The following is a 17,727-nucleotide window of genomic DNA, read 5'->3' on the forward strand; positions in this document are numbered from 1 at the left end:
ATGTTAAAATGGAGTGTGGAGTTTGAAAGCAGGTGAAATAATGAAGGAAAAAAATATACATTTAACAGAAAAATTCGTCCGGGATACACTCGGAGAAGATTCAACCGGGCATGACTGGCATCATATTGAGCGGGTGAGAAAAAATGCCCTTTACATAGCTAAAAAGGAACAAGCAGGAGATCCTTTTTTAATTGAAATGGCAGCGCTGCTTCATGATATACCCGATGCTAAGCTGAACACTTCAAAGGAAGCGGGAGAAAGGAAGCTATCTGATTTTTTGCAGGAAATTGAGATTGCAGAAGAAGCCTCCAGCAGCATTAAGACAATTATTGATTCAGTTTCTTTTAAAGGCGGCAATAACAAGAAGGTCTTAAGTGTGGAAGCTAAAATAGTCCAGGATGCGGACCGATTGGATGCGATTGGTGCTGTGGGGATTGCACGAGCATTTGCCTATGGCGGCAAAAAAGGGCAGCCGATTTATGATCCTGGCCTTGAAATCAGAAAGGAAATGACTGAAGATGAATACCGGAATGGCAAGTCATCATCCATCAATCATTTTTACGAAAAGCTATTGAAGCTGAGAGACCTGCTGAATACTGACACTGCCAGGGAAATGGCAGAAGAGCGGCATCAAATTATGGAGCAATATCTGCATCAATTTTTTATAGAATGGAATGGTCAAGCATGAAGATGATCTCTGTGGAAAATGTTACAAAAACATATGGAGAGAAAGAACTTTTTAATGATATATCTTTTACAATCGCTGAAAAAGAAAGAGCAGGACTGATCGGTGTAAACGGTACAGGGAAATCTTCCCTGCTTAAAGTGATTGCCGGTGTTGACCTGCCAGACTCTGGAGAAGTAGTCACTCCTAGAGATTACACCATTTCATATTCAGCACAGCAGCCTGAACTCAACTATGATTTAACAGTTCTCGAGCAGGTTTTTGCAGGAGATGCGCCAATTCTTGTACTGCAGAGAGAATATGAACAAGCCCTGCTGGAGCTTAGCATGCACCCTGAAGATTCAGACATTCAGCAAAATCTTTTCGAACTTCAAAAAAGAATGGATACCCTTGATGCCTGGGAAGTGAACACCGATGCAAAAACGATACTCACTAAGCTGGGTATCGAGGAGTTCACCAAAAAGATTGGAGAGCTTTCTGGCGGGCAAAAAAAACGGGTTGCCCTGGCGCAAGTACTGATCCAGTCCCCTGACTTGCTGATTCTTGACGAGCCGACAAATCATCTTGATTTTGAATCGGTCAAATGGCTGGAAGAATATCTGGGCAGATACAGGGGGGCGCTGCTCCTTGTAACACATGACCGTTATTTCCTTGACCGGGTTACAAATAGGATGTTTGAACTTGAAGGCGGAAATCTATACAGCTATAAAGGAAATTATGCTGCATTCCTTGAAGCAAAGGCGGTAAGAGAGGAAAATGAGGCAGCAGCCATTGATAAGCAGAAAAATCTGTTCAGAAGGGAACTGGAATGGATCAGACGAGGTGCAAAAGCCCGTACCACCAAGCAAAAGGCCAGAATTCAGCGGTTCGAAACCCTTGACAGTCAGCTTGCCTCAGTTAAATCCTCTGAAAAATTGGATATGTCCCTAAGCGGCAGCCGCCTCGGAAAACAGGTATTTGAACTCGAATCTGCTTCAAAAAAGTATGGCACTCAAACGATTTTGGATCAATTTGATCTTCTTGTAAAACCAGGGGATAGAATAGGGATTATCGGAAGAAATGGAACGGGGAAATCTACTCTGCTTAACATACTGGCAGGCAGGATTCCGCTTGACTCAGGTAAGCGCATTATTGGGCAGACGGTAAAAATCGCTTACTATACACAGGAAAGCGAAGATATGGATGAGAACAAGCGCATGATCGAATACCTCAAAGAAACAGCAGAAGTGGTTGAAACTTCCGATGGCAAAACGATTTCTGCAGCTCAAATGCTGGAGCGCTTCCTATTTCCTTCGTATTCTCACGGCACTCCTATCCGCAAGCTTTCCGGCGGGGAAAAACGCAGGCTGTATTTATTGAAAATCTTAATGTCTGAGCCTAATGTTCTTCTGCTTGATGAGCCGACCAATAACCTTGATACCCAAACCCTGACGGTTCTCGAAGATTACCTTGAAGATTTTCCAGGTGTAGTCATTACAGTTTCACATGACCGCTACTTCCTGGATAAAGTGGCTGAGCAGCTTCTTGTATTAAAAGGCGAGGGCAAAGTCGAATCCTACTATGGAAATTACAGTGAATTTCTTGAAAGCGAGAATGCCAGGCCTGTTCAGGAAGTTGATCCTGCCCCAAAAAAATCGAGGGAAACTAAGCCGAAAAAGAAGAGAATGAGCTACAAAGAAAAAAAGGAATGGGAAGAAATCGAGGGGAAAATTGAAGCGGCTGAATCCCGTCTCGAAGCGATTTCCTCAGAAATGGCCAGCATCGGCAGTGACTTTGAAAAGGGTCAGGCCTTAGTAGAAGAAGAAACAATGCTGAATGAAGAGCTTGAATACTTGATTGAGAGATGGAGCTATCTTTCAGAAGCAGCTGAGAATGAGTGATGCATACCCGGAGTAATCTCCGGGTTTTTTTCAAAAGCGCCTAAAATGCCTCGTAAATTTCCTTATGTTAAAATAAAACCAGTTACCATCGTGAATATATAAAAAAGGGTGATACTTTTGAAAATAAAAGCAATCGAACCAACACCAAGTCCAAATACAATGAAGGTTATTCTTGATGAAGAGCTTCCGATGGGGAAAGCCAATAATTATAAAAAGGATAAAAAACAAGGAGCTCCACAGATTATTCTTGATATTCTTGAAATTGAAGGAATCAAAGGGGTTTACCATGTTGCCGATTTCCTTGCTGTCGAAAGAAATGCCAAATATGACTGGAAAGAGCTTCTCCCTCAAGTAAGATCCGCTTTTGGCGAGGATGTGGAAAATGAAGGCCCGGAAGAAAACGGCATCGATGAACATTTTGGTGAGGTACAGGTGTTAGTCCAAATGTATAAAGGAATCCCCATGCAGGTGAAACTGACTGACGGCACGGAAGAAAAGCGTTTTGCACTTCCTGAAAACTATATCAAAGCTGTTTCAGAGGCTCAGGATCCTGCTGATAATGTTGTCATGGTCCGCAAGTGGAAAGAATTCGGTGTCCGCTATGGAGACTTTGACCAGGTTGGACATGATATTGTAGAAGAACTAATGGCTGCCTATCCAGATGGGAGACTCCAGATACTTGTGAAAATGGCAAAAAGCCCTGATAAAACGGAGGAAAAACTCGCACGTTCCCTTCTTAAATTGTCTGTCGAAGATCTGGATTCCCCAGATTGGCGGGAGCGCTATCAAAAACTCGAACAGATGGATGATCCTGAACTGGAGGACCTGCCTGTTCTTGAAAAAGCGCTTAAAGATGAGAAGGCTTCAATCAGAAGACTTGCTACAGTTTATCTTGGGATGATTGAGGATAAGAGTGTCCTGCCTCTTCTGTACAGAGCATTGAAGGATAAAACAGTCACTGTAAGACGTACAGCAGGGGACTGTCTGTCTGACCTGGGATTTGAAGAAGCAATGGACGCCATGAAGGAAGCACTGCAGGACGACAGTAAACTTGTGCGCTGGCGTGCGGCCATGTTTCTTTACGAAGTGGGTGATGAAAGTGCGCTACCTGCTTTAAAAGCAGCAGAAGACGATCCGGAATTCGAAGTCAGCATGCAAATCAAATTGGCAATTGAAAGAATTGAACATGGAGAAGAAGCAAAAGGATCAGTTTGGAAACAGATGACTGAATCCCGGAAACAGGGCCAGGAATAATTTACGGGAATAACCGCTCACAGAATGAAAATCTGGAGCGGTTTTTTTGTTGGGCTTAGAAGGAATCGTTCCAAGCTTTAGGAAGGATGGCAGTATGGTAATGACTGAAGCGAAATTGTGTGCCCGGCATTTTTATAGAAGGTCCCAAATTAATGAATTTCATCACTTACACACACTGCAGTTTTACCCATTTAAAGCGAAAAATTATAATAAATTTGTAAAAATTATTGAAATTATCCGAAAAAGGGTCTATATTGGAAAGAAAATATTTGGGGGCAGGAGGCTTATCATATTATTCCCATAGAATAAGAGATTATGAATCTAGGGTAACGGAGGTATTACATACTATGACTGGCTCACACATGAGAAGTGATATGATCAAAAAAGGCACAGACCGGGCTCCGCACCGCAGCTTGCTGCGTGCTGCCGGAGTTAAGGAAGAGGATTTTGGAAAACCATTTATTGCTGTGTGCAATTCCTACATTGATATCGTACCTGGACATGTGCATTTGCAGGAATTCGGTAAAATTGTTAAAGAAGCAATCCGTGAAGCAGGAGGCGTTCCATTTGAATTTAATACCATCGGAGTAGATGATGGAATTGCCATGGGCCATATTGGCATGCGCTATTCTCTCCCAAGCCGCGAAATCATTGCAGACTCACTTGAAACAGTTGTTTCTGCACACTGGTTTGATGGAATGGTCTGTATCCCGAACTGCGATAAAATTACGCCTGGAATGATGATGGGGGCTTTAAGAGTTAATATTCCAACCGTTTTTGTCAGCGGAGGCCCGATGAAAGCTGGTGTTGATTCAAGCGGAAAACCTTTATCTTTAAGCTCTGTCTTTGAGGGTGTAGGTGCCTTTGAATCTGGACAAATCGATGAACAAAGGCTTCAGGAAATCGAGCAGGTTGCATGTCCGACTTGCGGATCATGTTCCGGAATGTTCACTGCAAATTCCATGAACTGTCTGGCAGAAGGACTGGGTCTTGCACTTCCTGGCAATGGCACGATTTTGGCAGTATCAGAAGAGAGAAAAGAATTTGTTAAACGTTCAGCCAAGCAGCTGATGGAATTAATAAAAAAAGACATTAAGCCGCGTGATATCGTTACAATTGATGCAATTGACAATGCATTTGCCTTGGATATGGCAATGGGCGGGTCAACCAATACAGTTCTTCACACATTGGCACTTGCTCATGAAGCGGAAATTGAATATCCGATTGAACGAATTAATGAGATTGCCAACCGGGTTCCGCATTTAGCGAAGATTGCTCCTGCTTCAGATTATCATATTGAAGATGTTCATAATGCGGGTGGAGTCAGTGCGATCATCAATGAATTGCTTAAAAAGCCGGACGCCCTGAATGGAGATTGTCTGACAGTTACCGGAAAGCCGCTCAGGGAGAATGTAGCAGGCAGTGAAATTCTGGATGAAAATGTAATCCGAACCCTGGAGAATCCGCATTCTGAACGCGGAGGGCTGGCAGTTCTATTTGGAAATCTTGCTCCTGAAGGCTCAATTATAAAAGTCGGTGCTGTTGATGAGTCAGTAGGCGGGTACCATAGAGGACCAGCCATCTGCTTTGATTCGCAGGAAGAGGCATTATCCGGAATCATTACCGGCAAAGTGCAGGAAGGCCATGTTGTTGTCATTCGTTATGAGGGTCCTAAAGGAGGGCCTGGAATGCCGGAGATGCTTGCACCTACATCCCAGATTGTCGGCCGTGGACTTGGGGCAAAAGTCGGCCTGATTACAGATGGCCGTTTCTCAGGGGCTTCCCGGGGAATCAGCATTGGGCACATCTCTCCAGAGGCTGCTGAAGGCGGGCCTATTGCATTCGTGGAAAATGGAGATATCATTGAATTGGATTTGAATAACCGTACAATCAACCTGGAAATCTCAGATGAAGAATTTGAAAAACGCAAAGCCAATTGGAAAGGCTTCGAGCCAAAGGTCAAAAAAGGGTATCTTGCCCGTTATTCGAAGCTTGTAACCAATGCCAGCACGGGCGGCGTTATGAAAATTTAATAATGTTAAGAAAGCCGGTCATTTATGACTGGCTTTCTTGCTGATAAGAGTTTTTGGCCGATATGTATATGAATTAGGACGATAGAATACCATAATCGGACGATAAAAAGGATTGCAAAGTTTTACCCGGCATAGAAAAATTGCATAAAGATCATACGATATAGTATGCTTACTTTACAAACTGCAGCTTAAGGAGGAGGCAAATTTTATGTCTATGGCATATGAGGAATATATGAAGCAAATGGTAAAACCGATGCGTGAGGAGCTTGTACAGGCCGGTTTTAAAGAGCTGACGGCTTCAGAAGATGTAGAGCAGTTTATGGAAGGTCTTGAAGGAACAGCTCTTGTGGTTGTCAATTCAGTTTGCGGCTGTGCCGCTGGACTGGCTCGGCCGGCAGCAACGCAGGCCGTTTTACGCAGTGAAAAGAAACCTGATCATTTAGTGACGGTGTTTGCAGGACAGGATAAAGAAGCAACAGCTAAAATGCGCGAGTACTTTGATGGATATGAGCCTTCATCTCCTTCTATGGCTCTTTTAAAAGGGAAGGAAGTTGTACACTTCATTCACCGCCATGATATTGAAGACCATTCCATGGAAGCGATCATGGAAAATCTTCTTGCTGCTTTTGAGGCGAATTGCTGAGAATATAAAGATTAAACAAAACGGGGTGTCTGCAGGCACCCTTTTCTTATAGCAAAATTAAGAAATTCAGGTGAACACAATGATTATTACAACTGCCGGACGCACCAATGAAGCAATAAAAGAAAAAGCAAAAAAAATCGCTGAACAATTGGGAGCAGAATATATCAGCAGGAATAAAAGGTCTGTAGAAATGATCCAAAAACAAATTCCTGAGGACTGCATAGTAGTTGGAAAAGAACGTTTGGAGCTTTTTCCGATAGGTGAAAGCCAGCCATTCTTTTTTCATCCCAGTTCAGCGATGTTCAGAGTAAAACGTCTCCTAAAAGGAGAGGGTGATCCTTTTCTTCAGGCTGCGGGGCTTAAAGAAGGCAGCAGTATTCTCGATTGTACCCTTGGACTGGCCTCTGACAGTATAACAGCCAGTTATGCAGCAGGGAGTAAAGGCAAAGTTACAGGACTGGAAGGAAATAAATATCTTTCCTTCCTGGTGGCGAATGGGCTTAGACAATGGGACTCGGGGCTTGAGAGTATGAATCAGGCAATGAGAAGAATAAAGGTGGAATCTTCAATGGCCCTTCCTTATTTGAAAAAATTGCCCGTGGACAGTTATGACGTTGTCTATTTTGATCCCATGTTTGAAGAAAAAATCCTTGAGTCAGAGGGGATTAAAGCACTAAGGAACTTTGCTGTTTATGAGGACCTGTCAGAGGAAGTTATTTTTCATGCAAAAAGAGCAGCCAGACAGAGAGTGGTTCTGAAGGATCACTTTAGAAGTTCCAGGTTTGCCCGATATGGCTTCAAAGTAATTGAAAGAAAGTCATCGAAATTTCATTTTGGGGTAATTGAAAAATAAAAAAAGGTGCCTGAAAAACCAGGCACCTGCTTATTTAATCTGCGATGGCCAGATAAACAAAGTAAGCCATCAGCAAAAGGCTTGCAATAACAAAGAATACAGACCAATCCATCTGAATTTCCCCCTTTTTTTTCTCCTCGGCTTGAAGAACACGATTTGTTCTTATTATTCCCGCTTTGCTGCTTTATAATCCGGCAATTATATTTTTCACTATATATCTATTGTTCTTTTTAACGATACATGAAATCAATTTAAATTTGGTTCGAAAAGAAGTATAATAGAAAAATAGAATTGAGATACATAGCGAGGAAGGATACGATGGAATTTCCTATTTCAAAAAGAATGGCTTCTTTTCCGGAAAGTGTGTTTGCGGAATTGGCCCAAATTAAGAATTCGAAACTTTCAGGCGGATTTCCGGTGATTGATTTGAGCATTGGCAGCCCTGATTTGCCCCCTCCCGCTTTTGTTATGGAGGAATTAGCAAGAGGAACCCGGGAACCAGAATTATATGGGTACTCGTTAACAGGTACAATTGAATTTCATTCTGCAGTCTGCAGCTATTATAAACGAAATTTTGAAGTGGATCTTGAATCTTCAGAGGTGCTGCTTTTAATGGGTTCACAGGATGGGCTGGTTCATTTGCCGATGGTTCTATGTGACCCAGGAGAGTATATCCTTGTTCCGGACCCGGGATATACTGCGTATGCTGCAGGTGCAGCCCTGGCTGGTGCACAGATGTACGGTATGCCCTTAAAAAAGGAGAACAGCTTCCTTCCGGATTTTGATGAAATCCCTGAAGAAATTCTCGCAAACACGAAATTAATGATCCTGAATTTCCCCGGCAATCCCGTTCCTGCGATGGCGACGGAGGAGTTTTTTCTTCAGGCGATCCATCTGGCAAAGAAGTACGGCTTTGCTGTATTGCATGATTTTGCTTACTCGGAACTTTATTATGAGAAGAAACCTCTAAGTTTTTTGTCTGTAGCAGGGGCCATGGATGTAGGGATTGAAATGAATTCACTATCAAAAAGTTTTAATATGGCAGGCTGCAGAGTGGCATATGCTGCCGGTAATCAGCAGCTTATTGCGCTGCTGGCCAACTTCAAATCCAATTTGGATTATGGGGTATTCTTGCCGGTGCAGTCAGCTGCAGTGAAAGCATTGAATGATCAGTCCTCTTTTTTGCAGGACTTGAGAGAGACATACAGAAAAAGAAGAGATGTATTATTAAAAGAGCTGAAAAATGTCGGGTGGGATATCAGCAAGCCAGAGGGGTCAATGTTCTTGTGGGCCGAGGTTCCATCTGGATATAGCTCATCCAGGGATTTTGCGGTTGACTTGATTAACCGCGCCGGCGTAGTCGTAACCCCTGGAAGTGCTTTTGGCCAATGGGGTGAGGGATATGTTCGGATTGCACTTGTTCAGCCCGAAAATGAATTAAGGCAAGCTGCCGCAAATATTGAAAAAAGCGGCATGCTTAAGAAAATCCTTGCTTAGCAGAAAGGAAGGCGAAAAAACATGCCGAATTGGCTGAGAAAATCCTTTGTTGTACTTGTTACCATTTTAACGTTTGGCCTCGTCACACCTTCTCAGGCATTTCTATATGAAAATACCAGCCAGTTAAAGGCCTCTAGAGCCTCCGATGTGGAAAGCTCAGAAAATAATGCAGACCTGGCTGATGAGGAAGACAGTCATTTTGATAAAGAGGACTTTATCAGGCAAATGCTGATGGAAGCTGAGGCGCAATCGTATGAGAAGTTTGGCGCCAAGATTGGGCCTGTTATTGAAAACGAATTTAGCGAAGTAATACTGCCAAATATTGAAAAAGCTATCCAGGAGGTGGCGGTGCAATATCCGGAAGAAAGCCTTGCCCAGTTAAAAGTTACAGAAAATCCTGGAGGCGGATTATCGGAGAAAATCTTCCATATTACCAACAGCAGGACGAATGATGATGTTATACGGTTCCATGTAAGAAGGGACCATCCTCCGCAGCAGGGATACTGGTTTAATTTTCACTATCATACACACCATGATAATTTTCAGGCCCACCATGAACTTGGATCAATTTACTGGAATAAAAACACTCCGCCGAAATGGATGACTTAAAGATTGAAATAAATCCTGGAATATGAAAAAATATTTTTATGGATTATGAAACTTTTCATGATTTATAGCGTAAATACATTTATTCTACATAATGGAGGTTTGAGTTGAAATGGCAGTAAGCTTATCAAAAGGACAAAAAGTTGACTTAACAAAAACAAATCCAGGAATGACTAAGGTAATAGTCGGACTTGGATGGGATACGAACAAATACGATGGCGGAAATGACTTCGATTTGGATTCTTCCGTATTCCTGCTTGGAGACACTGGGAAGGTAACTTCTGAAAGCGACTTTGTTTTCTATAACAATACAACAGGTGCTAATGGTTCCGTTGAACATACTGGAGATAACCGTACAGGTGAAGGGGCTGGCGATGACGAGCAGGTGAAAATTGACCTGGCTAATGTGCCTGCAAACATCCAGCGTATTACGTTTACTATCACGATTCATGACGGAGAAGCACGCAATCAGAACTTTGGACAGGTATCGAATTCTTATGTGAGAATCCTGAATGAAGATACAGGCGAAGAATTGATCCGCTATGACCTGGGAGAAGATTTCTCTATTGAAACTGCACTTGTAGTTGGAGAACTATACAGACATAACGGAGAATGGAAGTTCAGTGCAATTGGAAGCGGATATCAGGGCGGATTGGCTGCACTGGCAAAAGATTTTGGTTTACAGGTTGGATAAACAAGAGGTATATTTGCTTAATAAGGCTCGGCAATGCCGGGTCTTTTATATGAATAAAATAGTTATCATCCGGGGGGAATAAATTAGAATGGAAATTTTAGAATCTATTATGCATACATATTCCCAGTTCTTTAACTGGGACATGTGGGTTGAAGCTTTATCAAAGCCGGAAAGCTGGGCACTGATAGGGACACTTGTCATTTTAGAAGGCTTACTTTCTGCTGATAATGCACTCGTACTTGCTGTAATGGTAAAACATCTGCCGGAAAAACAGCGCAAGAAAGCACTTTTTTATGGTCTGTTAGGTGCTTATTTCTTCAGGTTTATTGCCATTGGAATCGGTGTATTCTTAATTGAATTCTGGTATATTAAGGTATTGGGTGCAGCCTATTTAGCTTGGCTTGCAATCAAGTATTTTATTGATAAGCGGAATGCCGAACAAGAAGGTGATGAAGAGGCAATAGAAGGGATTAATCAGAAAGGCTTATTAATTCGCCTTTTCGGTACTTTCTGGGGAACAGTCATTGCAGTTGAATTAATGGATATCGCTTTTTCAATAGACAGTATATTGGCTGCGCTTGGAGTGAGCCAAGAAATCTGGGTGCTGTTAATAGGAGGCATGCTTGGTATTATCATGATGCGTGGTGTAGCGGGAATATTCTTGAAGCTGATAGACAGGGTGCCTGAACTGGAAACCAGCTCATATATTCTGATCCTGCTTATTGCTGCTAAGATGCTTGCAAGTGCTGCTGGTATTCATATTGACCATATTTACTTCTTTATTGTATTGGTTATCGTGTTTGCTATTACATTTATTGTTCATGCAAGGAATGCAAAAAAGGAAGCTGCAGATCAGGGCTGATTATAAATAATGTAACTACATTGAGTTAAGAAGGGAACAGACAATTGTCCGCTCCCTTTTATTTTTATCTTTTTTGGATGAAAAAGGAAGAAAGTAGTATTTAAGTGAAGGAATGGAGCTGCAAAAATGAGACTATTTTCCGATCTTCCGGATGAAAAAATTAATAAGGTGTTTTATAAAAAGCCGGGCTATTTTAATAAGAGGTCTGACAGGGAGCTTTTAGCATATGCACTTGGAGCAACTTTATATATGCCGGCTACAAGGCCTAATATTCATCAGGATCTGCTCTCAAAAAAGCATGCAGGCCTTACATCCATGGTCATATGCCTTGAAGATGCAATTGGTGATGATGAAGTGGAACAGGCAGAAGACCTGCTGTCTTTGGAATTGGAAAATTTGAGCTCGGACCTTGCGAAGGGGCTTTGTGAAGAAGAAGATCTCCCTTTGATCTTCGTGCGAATCAGAAGCTATGATCAGCTTATTAGACTTAAGAGCAGAATTCCCAATGGCCTGCATCTTCTGACTGGTTTTGTCCTGCCGAAGTTCTCTCCGGCTAAGGGATGCAAAATTTTAACTGAAATTGAAAAGCTTAATTCTTATGGTTATTGTTTATATGCCATGCCGATTCTCGAAACTAAAGAAATCATTCAAAAAGAAACAAGGCTTGAGGAGTTAATCGGCATTAAGAAGGTGCTGGACCAATATTCTGCTTCGATTCTGAATGTGAGAATTGGAGCCACGGATTTTAGCGGCTTGTATGGGATACGAAGAAATTCAGATACAACAGTTTACGATATTGCTGTAATTAGAGATTGTATATCAGATATCATTAATATTTTCCTGCGTGCGGACCAGCCATATGTCATCTCAGGCCCGGTATGGGAATATTTCTCTTCAAAGGAGCGTCTTCTAAAGCCTCAAATCAGGCAAACGCCATTCAGGGAACGTCTTGGGCAGGATGGGCTTAAAATGAGGACGGACTTGATTGATCGGCATATGGACGGATTAATAAGAGAAATCGCAATGGATATTTCAAATGGCTTAACTGGAAAAACCATTATCCATCCAACCCATATAAGGCCAGTACAGGCATTGAATACTGTCACCCTTGAAGAGTATTTGGATGCACAGAGCATCGCCGGTCAGGCTGACGGAAAAATAGGTGTTATGAAAAGCGATTACCAAAACAAAATGAATGAAATTAAACCCCATTTATATTGGGCTAAAAAAATATTATTAAAATCAGAAGTATACGGGGTGCTGCAGGATGAGATCACATACATTGACCTTCTCAAAAACGAAACATTCTATTCAGATACTCAACTCGTTAACCGTTGATATTCAGATAACCGATAACCCTTTTGAGCTGGCGCCTGAAGATTTGTTTGTCATGGCCGCAAGAATAAATAAAAAAAGATCCTTTTTATTTGTCAGCAATGTACTCGGAAAACATATTCCGATTAATCCGCAAATCGGGCTCCTGACAGGGGAACTGCTTGCCAGCCGATATATAGAAAAGGTGAAGAAAGTAGAGGCAGGAAAGGCAGCTGAACTTCTATCTGCTTTTAAAAAAGGCTCAGGCATCATAAACAGCAGCCCTTTTATTTGTGAAGACTATAACCCTGTCATTATCGGTTTTGCCGAAACAGCAACGGCACTTGGACATGCTTTCTTTCAATCATTTAAACGTGCCGATTACTTTCACACAACAAGAGAGCAGCTGATTGATAGGAATTCTGTCATAACATTTGAAGAAGAACATTCCCATGCTACTTCCCACAGATGCTACACAAATGAAAGCCTTTTGGATAATAAGAGAGAGATCATTCTTGTCGATGATGAAATGACAACAGGAAAAACAGCCATTAATATCATCCGATCCATTCATGATCGCTTCCCCAGAAAGATTTATACAGTCGTGTCCATTCTGGATTGGCGTTCCCCAAAAAACCAGCTTCTGTTTGATGATCTTGAAAAAGAATTGGGCATTATTATTCACAGTGTGTCTCTTCTTAAAGGGGAGATCGACGTTAAGGGTTCCCATGAAGTGCATGAAAGTCAGACATCGGATGAACTGAAAGGAAATGATGCGCTAATTTCCTATATTAATATAAATAATGAATTCCCTGAACTATTAAGCCGGATGAATGAGCCTTCTGCTGCACTAAGCGGTGAAATCAGAACTATTCCTTATTTAAAAGATTCTGGCCGTTTCGGGCTGGATGCAAAACGCCAAGCCGGATTAAGTGTGTCATTAGCTGAGATCGGCCAATACCTAGCCCGAAAACGGGGTGGCAAGAATACGTTATGTCTTGGAACCGGGGAGTTTATGTATATCCCTATGAAACTTGCTTCATTAATGGGGGAAGGCGTAAAATTCCATTCAACAACACGCAGTCCCATTTTTGTAAGAAATGATAATGAATATGGAGCCAAATACGGCATATCCTTTCAAAACCCTGAAGACCCTGAAATGGCACAATTTGTTTATAACATTCCAGAGGACTATTATGAAGAAGTATTCCTGTTTTTCGAAAGAGAGCCAGAAAAAGATTCACTTATGGCATTTATCAATCAATTAAAGAAATATATTAAGAATATAAAAATAGTTTACTTTAATGGGGGTGAGAGAAATGAATAGAATTGCGGATAAATTTGGTTCATATAGCAAAGATGACGTTGTATTTTTACTGAAGGATTTAAGCGGATATTCACTTGAGGGATCCATTGAGCAAAGGGAAAAAAACATTCAGTCCGGTGAGCATTATAGTGAAACACTTCCTATTGAATACCAGCCCCCTGAAAATTACCTTTCCTTGTTTTGGGAAACGCTTGATGAATACAAACGAAAAGCAGCATTGTCCACAGGAGTGGTTTCAGAACAAATTTGGAAGCAAAAAGGAAAAAGTACAGTTTTAGTTTCCCTGGCGAGGGCTGGGACGCCTGTCGGAATTCTGATAAAAAGGTATCTTTATGAAGTATATGGTGTAAGATTGCCGCATTACAGCATTTCCATTATCAGGGATCGGGGGATTGACGAAAATGCGATAAAGCATATTTTAAACTCACATCCTGGCTGCAATATTCAGTTTGTGGATGGATGGACAGGCAAAGGGGCTATTTCAGTTGAATTAACCAAGGCATGCAGACAATTCCATGAACTTTATGGTGTTCTTCTCGATGACACTTTGGCCGTTCTTGCGGATCCAGGCTTTTGCACAACAATTTATGGAACAAGGGAAGACTTTCTGATTCCAAGTGCCTGCCTCAATTCTACTGTTTCAGGATTGGTCAGCAGAACAGTATTAAATGAATCCTTAATTGGGCCGGAAGATTTCCATGGCGCCAAATATTATAAGGATATGGAGGAAGCAGATGTATCAAACCATTATCTCTCAGCGCTTACAGAGGAGTTCTCGGCTATTAAACAGGAAGCAGCTGAACTTGCGGCCAAGATTTTGGAAAATCCGGGGGAAGCAACTTTTAAAGGAATGAAAGAAGTTCAGAGAATACAAGAGGAATTTAAAATTGAATCTATCAACTTTGTAAAGCCGGGAGTCGGAGAAACCACCAGGGTTCTTCTGAGAAGGCTTCCATGGAAAATCCTGGTGAAAGACCCGGAAAGCCCATATGTTCGTCATATCGTCATGCTGGCCCGGGAGCGGAATGTCGAGATTATTCATTATCCTGATATGAGCTACACATGCTGTGGATTAATTAAAAAGACGGGAGAAGAATAATGAGGATGTTTGCTTCAGATCTGGACAGGACATTGATCTACTCAAATAAAGCACTAGCTGATTTTGAACAGACAGGAAAAGAAAATTTAATAGGTGTTGAGCGTAAAGATGGCAAGGAAGTAGCCTTTATGACCAATGAGGCTCTCATGATGCTGAAAGAGGTATCAGCTCAAATTCTATTTGTGCCTGTTACAACGAGAACATACGAACAATATAAGCGTATTTTCATTTTTCAGGATGACCTTAACATTCCGTACACTATCACATCGAATGGGGCAAATATTCATTATCATGGAAAACCTCTTGAGGAGTGGTCCGGCATAGTCCGAAAGCGTCTAAAGGCAGAGTGTGCATTGCTTGAGGAAATGATGGACAGATCACAATGCCTGGAACTGAACGGAAAAATAAAAACGGCTGAAAATCTTTTCTTTTACTATATTCTGAATGAACAAATAACAACAGCAGCCAAAGAGGAAATAGTAAGGCTGACTGAGTCTTATGGGTGGAGAATATCCCTTCAGGGGAGAAAACTGTACTTTATGCCAAATCCCATCTGTAAAGGCGAGGCGGTAAAATTTATAAAGAATCGGGAAGGAATAAATATTGTTTTCGGTGCAGGTGATTCAGTTCTGGACCATGATTTCTTAAAGTTCTGTGATTTCCCATACGTCCCAAACCATGGTGAGCTGGCAGCTAATCTAGCCCTCTCACATCCTTACTTGATTTCGAATAATAGAGGGGCAGCAGCCGGAGAAGAAATTCTTGATGATATTTTAAATAATATTAAAGAGAGAGTTTAGTCCGGCTGGTCCCTCAGCCATTTTTTTAAAACGATAAATAAACAGATGCAAAAAGTATAGCATCCTGTAAAGATTAAGCTGCTGATGGCTATAGACTGGTAATTGGCAAAAGTGAAAATGGAAAGGATTAATGACAAGAAAAAGATGTCAATAACAACTAAAGAACCGGAACATAAAATATTCCTGATCATATCGAGATCATGATCAATCCCCTGGTATCTCACTCTTCGAAAAAGCAGCCTCATATTGATTCACCTTCCTTTCACAGAGTACTTCAATTTATGCGGGGACAGGATTAATGGTGAAAAAGTTCATTTGAGGTTATTCAGCTACGAAAAATACTGCTGAAATGAAACTTTCTTCCTGTTAAATCGTAAAGAAAGTTAACCATTTTAGAAAAAGGCTGTATTCCTATGATATGATGGTTATAAGTTTACATATTTTTTTCCCGGTGTCATTATCCGGGAACTGAAACGCCATTTTTGAATGAAATGATAAGAATGCATCTTTCGCTCATAGAGGGAAGGGATATAAATTGAACTTGTCGTACAGTCAAATCAAAACTCACATCTTAAAGGTTACACATGAGAATTGGACCTCACACTTAACAAAACCTAATCACGAGCGTGATAGTTACAGAGAGGAACAGCAAACTTTGCATATTGGCCAGATTGTTGCCAGGTTTCTCGGAGTTCCGCTCGATGAAGATGAATATTATAATCGTCTTTTTGATCTTATTCACACAGAGAATGCAGGGCTGCTTCTTTTGAGTGAAGAACATCTGGATAAAACCATTAATAATCAGCAGTTCCAGGCGATACAAAAAGTCCTGAACATTAACCGGGAACAGGATTTATCCATAAACCGCTTTGCCGCTTTCCTTGATGGGGAACAGCTGCTGCTTAAATCATCCTCACCTTCTATGCACAGGAAGATTAGAGAAGCGATGATCAGTATGCTGAAACTTTTTTCTGAACATGAATCAGCCGGATTAAAAAACCAGGATATCCGAAGAGTACTTGTAGATGTGATTAAGTGGTCCGCTAACCATTTGGGCACAGAACTTAAAGATATTGACCCTAAAATAGCCATGCCAAAGATCCTATGGTACGGTAATGGGAAAAAGAGTCATTTTTATTTTTTGTACTACATAATTCAATTAGGGTGCGATATTCTTTATTTTTCTCCTTCAGGGGAAGATCTTCCGGCAAAAATGGGTCCGGCGGGTCAGGAATCTTTTGTCCATCATTACCCTGAAAAGAAAAAGCCAGAGCCTTTTCCGCAAGAAAAGAGAAGAAGGAGTGCTACAGTTGCCTATAGAGCATCCAGGGAAATAGAAACCATCCTTAACCATGAGGGTTCAGGGCTTTATAAACCCTGGCAGCTGCGGGATTATACACCTTCCTCTGTGACTCTGAAAACCACTTATGATGAGCTCTTTATTTTAATCAAAGAGAAAGCCATGATCCGCCCAAACTTCGAGGTGAAAGAAGGAAGGGTAATGATACCTTCCGTATTTTCAAAGATCCAGGGTGTAAGCAGGAACCGCAAGGAATACTGGGATCGAATACAGACAATCAGCCAGTATGATGAAAGTTTGCTGATAAGGAGATTTCCTTTTACAAATAGCGTCAACAATGATTTTCGGTTCCATTATCGGAATGCACTTGACAGGGAAGGAAAGCTTGACCCTGAAAAAGTCATTGCAGGGCACTATTGGAGGTATCAGCAGCTTCCTGGCGGCCTGCAAAATGGAATTGCAATGGCCATTAGAAATATGTGTGAACGTCCGCGTATAAAGCGGCTTTCCGGTGAATCGGAAGAAGAATTGAGGATTTATCTATTTAGCCAAAGCCTGCAAATTCCGCCGAGCATTCTAAAATTAATGCAGCAATTTGATTATTCGCAGGACGTCCCTAAGATTATCCTCTATAACAACGAGCTGAACGGGACGATGGTAAGATCGGATGCCGCTCTTCTTTTGCTGCTTAATCAGTTTGGACTGGATATTGTATTGTATAATCCGCCGGGCCATAACGACATTGAAAACTTCATTGAGGAAGATTTATATGATGTCCATTGGCTTGAGGATGTTGTTTTTGAACAGGAATTTAAGGAGCCATCCTTTTTAAAGAAGGTTCTCTTTCAAGGATTATTAAAAAATTTAAAGGGTGATTGAA

General features: G+C 41.5%; 16 protein-coding genes. 15 read left to right on the forward strand and 1 reads right to left on the reverse strand.

Annotation, left to right across the window (positions count from 1 at the left end; genetic code table 11):
- Window positions 1-37 precede the first annotated feature (37 nt).
- From QUF73_25630 to QUF73_25695, 14 genes are all read left to right on the forward strand, one after another.
- Window positions 38-688: an HD domain-containing protein gene (locus tag QUF73_25630; protein MDM5229498.1), complete on the forward strand. Its 651-nt coding sequence runs from the start codon at window positions 38-40 to the stop codon at window positions 686-688.
- Window positions 685-2,565, forward strand: coding sequence for an ABC-F family ATP-binding cassette domain-containing protein (locus QUF73_25635; GenBank protein ID MDM5229499.1), 1,881 nt, complete (start codon window positions 685-687; stop codon window positions 2,563-2,565). Before QUF73_25630 ends, QUF73_25635 begins: the two co-directional genes overlap by 4 nt.
- 117 nt (window positions 2,566-2,682) lie before the next feature.
- Complete coding sequence (locus QUF73_25640; GenBank protein ID MDM5229500.1) at window positions 2,683-3,819, forward strand: conserved virulence factor C family protein; 1,137 nt, start codon at window positions 2,683-2,685, stop codon at window positions 3,817-3,819.
- A gap of 347 nt (window positions 3,820-4,166) precedes the next feature.
- Window positions 4,167-5,852, forward strand: a complete 1,686-nt coding sequence (ilvD, locus tag QUF73_25645; protein ID MDM5229501.1) for a dihydroxy-acid dehydratase — start codon at window positions 4,167-4,169, stop codon at window positions 5,850-5,852.
- Between the two features lie 208 nt (window positions 5,853-6,060).
- Window positions 6,061-6,495, forward strand: coding sequence for a BrxA/BrxB family bacilliredoxin (locus tag QUF73_25650; GenBank protein ID MDM5229502.1), 435 nt, complete (start codon window positions 6,061-6,063; stop codon window positions 6,493-6,495).
- Between the two features lie 79 nt (window positions 6,496-6,574).
- Entirely contained in the window at window positions 6,575-7,348 is a 774-nt protein-coding gene (locus tag QUF73_25655) for a class I SAM-dependent methyltransferase (GenBank protein ID MDM5229503.1), read from the forward strand.
- Window positions 7,349-7,666: 318 nt separating this feature from the next.
- Window positions 7,667-8,845 carry an LL-diaminopimelate aminotransferase gene (locus tag QUF73_25660; protein MDM5229504.1) on the forward strand — a complete coding sequence of 393 codons (1,179 nt, stop codon included), beginning with the start codon at window positions 7,667-7,669 and terminating at the stop codon, window positions 8,843-8,845.
- Between the two features lie 21 nt (window positions 8,846-8,866).
- Window positions 8,867-9,454: a YpjP family protein gene (locus QUF73_25665; GenBank protein MDM5229505.1), complete on the forward strand. Its 588-nt coding sequence runs from the start codon at window positions 8,867-8,869 to the stop codon at window positions 9,452-9,454.
- Window positions 9,455-9,563: 109 nt separating this feature from the next.
- Window positions 9,564-10,145, forward strand: a complete 582-nt coding sequence (locus QUF73_25670) for a TerD family protein (GenBank protein MDM5229506.1) — start codon at window positions 9,564-9,566, stop codon at window positions 10,143-10,145.
- 88 nt (window positions 10,146-10,233) lie between these two features.
- On the forward strand, window positions 10,234-11,007 hold the full coding sequence (locus QUF73_25675; protein ID MDM5229507.1) for a TerC family protein: 774 nt from the start codon (window positions 10,234-10,236) through the stop codon (window positions 11,005-11,007).
- Between the two features lie 126 nt (window positions 11,008-11,133).
- The gene (locus QUF73_25680) at window positions 11,134-12,345 is read left to right on the forward strand and encodes an HpcH/HpaI aldolase/citrate lyase family protein (protein MDM5229508.1); all 1,212 of its coding nucleotides are present in this window, start codon (window positions 11,134-11,136) and stop codon (window positions 12,343-12,345) included.
- A complete protein-coding gene (locus QUF73_25685) occupies window positions 12,275-13,648 on the forward strand; it encodes a phosphoribosyltransferase family protein (protein ID MDM5229509.1) in 1,374 nt (457 codons plus the stop codon). Before QUF73_25680 ends, QUF73_25685 begins: the two co-directional genes overlap by 71 nt.
- Window positions 13,641-14,747, forward strand: coding sequence for a cysteine protease StiP family protein (locus tag QUF73_25690; GenBank protein ID MDM5229510.1), 1,107 nt, complete (start codon window positions 13,641-13,643; stop codon window positions 14,745-14,747). Before QUF73_25685 ends, QUF73_25690 begins: the two co-directional genes overlap by 8 nt.
- Window positions 14,747-15,547, forward strand: a complete 801-nt coding sequence (locus QUF73_25695) for an HAD family hydrolase (GenBank protein ID MDM5229511.1) — start codon at window positions 14,747-14,749, stop codon at window positions 15,545-15,547. The genes QUF73_25690 and QUF73_25695 overlap by 1 nt, the downstream gene beginning before the upstream one ends.
- Here QUF73_25695 and QUF73_25700 read toward each other — a convergent pair.
- Window positions 15,544-15,792 carry a hypothetical protein gene (locus tag QUF73_25700; GenBank protein MDM5229512.1) on the reverse strand — a complete coding sequence of 83 codons (249 nt, stop codon included), beginning with the start codon at window positions 15,790-15,792 and terminating at the stop codon, window positions 15,544-15,546. The genes QUF73_25695 and QUF73_25700 overlap by 4 nt on opposite strands.
- 296 nt (window positions 15,793-16,088) lie before the next feature.
- On the opposite strand from QUF73_25700, the gene QUF73_25705 reads away from it, so the two are divergent.
- Window positions 16,089-17,726, forward strand: coding sequence for a YceG family protein (locus QUF73_25705; protein ID MDM5229513.1), 1,638 nt, complete (start codon window positions 16,089-16,091; stop codon window positions 17,724-17,726).
- The last annotated feature ends 1 nt before the right edge of the window (window position 17,727 follow it).

The sequence above is a fragment of the Cytobacillus sp. NJ13 genome, assembly GCA_030348385.1.
Lineage (GTDB): Bacteria > Bacillota > Bacilli > Bacillales > Cytobacillaceae > Cytobacillus.

What these genes read in the sequence shown, in the direction of transcription:
- QUF73_25635 (MDM5229499.1), top strand. Translation starts at nt 685, where the DNA reads ATGAAGATGATCTCTGTGGAAAATGTTACAAAAACATATGGAGAGAAA.
- ilvD (MDM5229501.1), top strand. Translation starts at nt 4,167, where the DNA reads ATGACTGGCTCACACATGAGAAGTGATATGATCAAAAAAGGCACAGAC.
- QUF73_25650 (MDM5229502.1), top strand. Translation starts at nt 6,061, where the DNA reads ATGTCTATGGCATATGAGGAATATATGAAGCAAATGGTAAAACCGATG.
- QUF73_25655 (MDM5229503.1), top strand. Translation starts at nt 6,575, where the DNA reads ATGATTATTACAACTGCCGGACGCACCAATGAAGCAATAAAAGAAAAA.
- QUF73_25660 (MDM5229504.1), top strand. Translation starts at nt 7,667, where the DNA reads ATGGAATTTCCTATTTCAAAAAGAATGGCTTCTTTTCCGGAAAGTGTG.
- QUF73_25665 (MDM5229505.1), top strand. Translation starts at nt 8,867, where the DNA reads ATGCCGAATTGGCTGAGAAAATCCTTTGTTGTACTTGTTACCATTTTA.
- QUF73_25670 (MDM5229506.1), top strand. Translation starts at nt 9,564, where the DNA reads ATGGCAGTAAGCTTATCAAAAGGACAAAAAGTTGACTTAACAAAAACA.
- QUF73_25675 (MDM5229507.1), top strand. Translation starts at nt 10,234, where the DNA reads ATGGAAATTTTAGAATCTATTATGCATACATATTCCCAGTTCTTTAAC.
- QUF73_25680 (MDM5229508.1), top strand. Translation starts at nt 11,134, where the DNA reads ATGAGACTATTTTCCGATCTTCCGGATGAAAAAATTAATAAGGTGTTT.
- QUF73_25685 (MDM5229509.1), top strand. Translation starts at nt 12,275, where the DNA reads ATGAGATCACATACATTGACCTTCTCAAAAACGAAACATTCTATTCAG.
- QUF73_25690 (MDM5229510.1), top strand. Translation starts at nt 13,641, where the DNA reads ATGAATAGAATTGCGGATAAATTTGGTTCATATAGCAAAGATGACGTT.
- QUF73_25695 (MDM5229511.1), top strand. Translation starts at nt 14,747, where the DNA reads ATGAGGATGTTTGCTTCAGATCTGGACAGGACATTGATCTACTCAAAT.
- QUF73_25700 (MDM5229512.1), bottom strand. Translation starts at nt 15,792, where the DNA reads ATGAGGCTGCTTTTTCGAAGAGTGAGATACCAGGGGATTGATCATGAT.